Annotated in this window: 2 protein-coding genes; both read right to left on the reverse strand. The window is 71.3% G+C overall.

The annotated features are described in order from the left end of the window. Window positions 1-3296, reverse strand: a 3296-nt coding sequence (locus ACI2L3_RS40145) for an amino acid adenylation domain-containing protein (protein WP_404757429.1), incomplete at its 3' end; no start/stop codon positions are given. 70 nt (window positions 3297-3366) lie between these two features. Continuing rightward, a partial coding sequence (locus ACI2L3_RS40150; protein WP_404757430.1) for a condensation domain-containing protein occupies window positions 3367-4331 on the reverse strand: 965 nt, incomplete at its 5' end.

Genomic DNA, 4331 nt, shown 5'->3' on the forward strand with positions numbered 1-4331 from the left:
ATGTCATGCGTATCCAGCACGGCACCCAGCCCCGCCACAACAACATCCAGACCCAGCCCAGCCGGAGCACCCAACACCACCCACTGCGCAAAGCCAGGGCTGGTGACGGAGTCGCCCAGTGCGCGCATCACCGGCGTCCACGGCACTGGACCGGTACCGACGTCGGCCGCCCGCACCTCACGTTCCGCGACCGTCCCCACGACCAGAGCCAGCCGTTCCGGGCTCTTCTCCGTGAAGACTTGGCGGGGCGTGATGACGAGCCCCGCGCGGCGAGCCCGCGAGGCCAACTGCATCGAGCTGATCGAGTCACCACCCAGCTCGAAGAACCCGTCCTCCGCCCCGACCCGCTCCAACCCCAACACCTCAGCGAACAGGCCACACAGCACCCGCTCGGTCTCCGTACGCGGCTCACGCCCTGACACACGCTCGGCGAAATCCGGCGCGGGGAGAGAAGCCCGGTCCACCTTCCCGTTCACCGTCAACGGCAAGGCCTCCAGGACGACGACCGCCACCGGCACCATGTACTCCGGCAACCGCCCCGCCACATACGCACGCAACCGCTCCGGATCAGCGTCTTCCTGCCCCTGGGGCACGACATAACCGACCAGGCGCCTCTCGCCGCCCCCACCATCCCGGCGGGCCACCACCACCGCCTGACCCACCACCTGATGCCCGGCGAGGACCGACTCCACCTCACCCAGCTCCACCCGGAACCCGCGCACCTTCACCTGCTCGTCCGCGCGCCCCACGAACAGCAACTCACCCTCGCCGGACCACCGCACCAAGTCACCGGTCCGATACATCCGCCGCCCACCCGCACCGAACGGACACGCCACGAACCGCTCAGCCGACAAACCCGGCCGCCCCAAGTAGCCGCGCGCAAGGCCGGATCCGGCGATGTAGAGCTCGCCCGTCATGCCGGGCGGGACCGGGCGCAGGAAGGCGTCCAGGACGTACACCTGCCGGTTGGGCAGCGGGTGGCCGACCGGCAGCGACTCGGGGCTGGGCGCGCCCACCGGCAGCACATGCCACGTCACACAGAGGGTGATCTCCGTAGGCCCGTACAGATGCCGTACCGACACCTCAGGGCACGCCTCCCGCACCCGCGCCACCGCACCGGCCGGCACCACGTCACCGCCCGTCAGCACCTCACTCAACCCCGCGAAACACTCCGGGGACTCCTCCGCCAACACCCGGAACATCCCCGCCGTCACATGCAGCACGGAGACGCCGCTCTCGATGGCCGCACGGATCCGCGCCGCATCCACCACGCCCGGACCCGCCACCACCACACAGCCACCGGCCACCAGCGGCACCCACACCTCGAACAGCGACACATCAAAGGCGTGCGGCGCATGCATCAACACCGCATCCCCCGGACCCACCGACCACCCCGAGCCGGCCACCAGTCCCGCCACACTCCCGTGCGGCACCACCACACCCTTCGGCACACCCGACGACCCGGACGTATACATCACGTACGCCACGTCCGCCGCCCCCACACGCACCGCCGAGGGCTCCGCCGCACACCCCGCGACAGCCGCACGAACCCCGGGCTCGTCCAGCACCACCAACTGAGTCCCCGCAGGGACGGCATCCCGGTACGCCTCGGTACACACCACCGCTACCGGCGCCGAGTCCTCCAACAGAAACGCCACCCGCTCCACCGGATACTCCACATCCACCGGCACATACGCCGCCCCCACACGCCACACCGCCAACAACGCCACCAGCAGGTCGGCAGAACGCTCCATCACCACCGCGACCCGATCACCGCGCCCCACACCCACACCCATCAGATACGACGCCAGACGACCCGCCGCCGCGTCCAACTCCCCATAAGACAGAGCCTCCGCACCGCACCGCACCGCCACCGCATCGGGCATGCACTGCGCCTGCCGGGCGATCAGTTCGGGCACCGATCCCGTCGGCTCCTCCCGGCGCGTCGCGTTCCACTCCTCGATCACCAGTGACCGTTCGGCCGTCCCGGCCACGTCGACCCGTCCCACCGGCACCGACGGGTCGGCCACCAGCTGTCCGAGGACCCGCGTCAGCCGGTCGATGACCGACTGTGCGGCGGCGCGGTCGTAGTGGTCGGGGCGGTAGTCGAGTTTGAAGCCCATCCGGTCGCTCTCGGGGGCCACGACCAGGGTGAGCGGGTAGTGGGCCGCCTCCTCGCCGCCGAGGAACCTGATGGCGAAGGTGCCGGGGGCGGGCTCCTCCTCCGGGGGGCGCGGATAGTTCTCGTAGACGACGATCGTGTCGAAGACCGCTCCGGGGCCCGCGAGTTTCTGGATCTCGGGCAGCCCGAGGTGCTGGTGCGCCATGAGGGCGGCCTGTCGTTCCTGCAGCGCGGTGAGCATCTGCGCGACGGGCTGCGTGCCGTCGAGGCGTACACGTACCGGCAGCGTGTTGATGAACAGGCCGATCATCGATTCCACGCCCGGCAGTTCGGCCGGGCGGCCGGCCGCTGTCGCGCCGAAGACCACGTCGGTACGCCCGGCGAGGCGGGCCAGGACCAGCGCCCACGCCCCCTGGATCACCGTGTTGACCGTGAGCCCGAGGCCACGGGCCACCCGCGCGAGGCCTTGCGTCAGCTCCTCGGAGACGTGGGTGATCAGGCTTTCGGGGGCCACGGGCAGCCTGCCCGGCTCCGCCGGGGCCACGAGCGTCGGCTCGTCGGCCCCGGCCAGCTCTGCCCGCCAGGCCGCCCGCGCCGCCTCCTTGTCCTGGCGTCCCAGCCACGCCAGGTACTCGCGGTAGGACGTCGTCCGGGGCAGGCCGCGGGTGTGGCCGCCCGCCGCGTACACGGCGGGCAGCTCGTTGAAGAGCACCGCCATGGACCAGCCGTCCATGACGACGTGGTGGCTGCTGACGACCAGCCGGTGCCGTTCCTCGCCCAGCCGGACCAGGAGCAGCCGCAGCAGCGGGGCGACCGCCGGGTCGAAGCGTTGCGAACGCTCCCGGGCGGCGAGCCGCTCCGTCTCGGCGAGGGCCGCGTCCTCGGAACGGTCGGAGACGTCCGCCACCTTCCACGGCAGTTCCGCCTCGCGCGCGATGACCTGCACCGCCTCTCCGGACTTGCGGCCTCGGAAGCTCGCCCGCAGTGCGCCGTGCCGGGCCAGCAGCGCCTGCCACGACCTGCGCAACCGTTCCACGTCCAGAGGTCCGACCAGCTCCAGCATGCGCTGCCCCTGGTAGACGTCCGGTCCCTGGTCGTCGAAGGCGGCGTGGAAGAGCAGCCCTTCCTGCAACGGCGACAGGGGCCAGACATCCTCGACAAGGGATCGGGTCATCGTCTCTGTCTCCTCACAGCGGCAACGGCGATGTGCTCGAGTGGCTCGGGAAGGGCACCAGCAGGTTCGGTCAGCCCTCGAATTCGTCGACTTCGTCCTGCGCGAGGTCGAGGAGGGGGAAGTCGGAGGGCGTGTGACCGCCCGCCGCGGGAGCGTCGGTGTGGGCGGCGAGACCGCCCAGCATCTGCACCCAGGTGTGGCCGAGGCGCTCGGCGTCGGCCCGCGCCACGAGGTGGCCGGGCCAGCTCAGGGTGACCGTCAGCTCCGGCCCGCCCGGCGTGTCCCGGACCATCGCGCCCGCCTCCAAGAGGTGCTGGAGGGGCATGTCCGGATCGGTCGAGCCGCCGATGGCCGTATCGCCCGCCAACTGCCACGCCGACGACTGTCGTTGGTTCGTCTCGGTGGCGAAGCGGCCCATGTAGTTGAAGCCGATCTCGGGGGCGGGGCGGGTGCGGAGCAGGGGGCCGGTCTCCGGGTTGAGGTGGCGCAGCAGCTCGTAGCCGAGGCCGTCGCCCGGGATCGCGCGCAGCTGCTCCTTGACCGTCTTCAGCAGCGCACCGGCCACTGGACCGCCCGCCACGACCTGGGCGAGATCGATGCCCGTCGTGTCCAGCCTGGCCGGGTGGGCACTGGCGAACCAGCCCACCGTACGTGCCAGATCGACCTCACCGACCGGCTCGCGGCCGTGCCCCTCGACATCCACCAGAAGCCCGGACGCCGTCTCGGGCCTCCACTGCGTGACCGCGCCGGCCAGGGCCGCCAGCAGGATGTCGTCGACGCCGCAGTGGAAGGCGGTCGTTGTGCGGCCCAGCAACGCCGCGACCTGCTCCGGCGGCACGGACCACGCCTTGTGGCGCAGGGTGCCCACGGTGTCGATGTACGAGTCCAACTCGCGTCGCCCCAACGGGCGTTGTGCCTCGCCCAGCACGGCGAGCCAGGCGTCGAGCTCCGCGACCCGGCTCTCCTCGATCGCTTGCGCGGTCAACAGTTCCGACCAGCGGCGGAACGAGGTCCCCACCGGCTCCAGCTTCGGCG

The organism is Streptomyces sp. NPDC029674 (assembly GCF_044903205.1).
Taxonomy (GTDB): domain Bacteria; phylum Actinomycetota; class Actinomycetes; order Streptomycetales; family Streptomycetaceae; genus Streptomyces.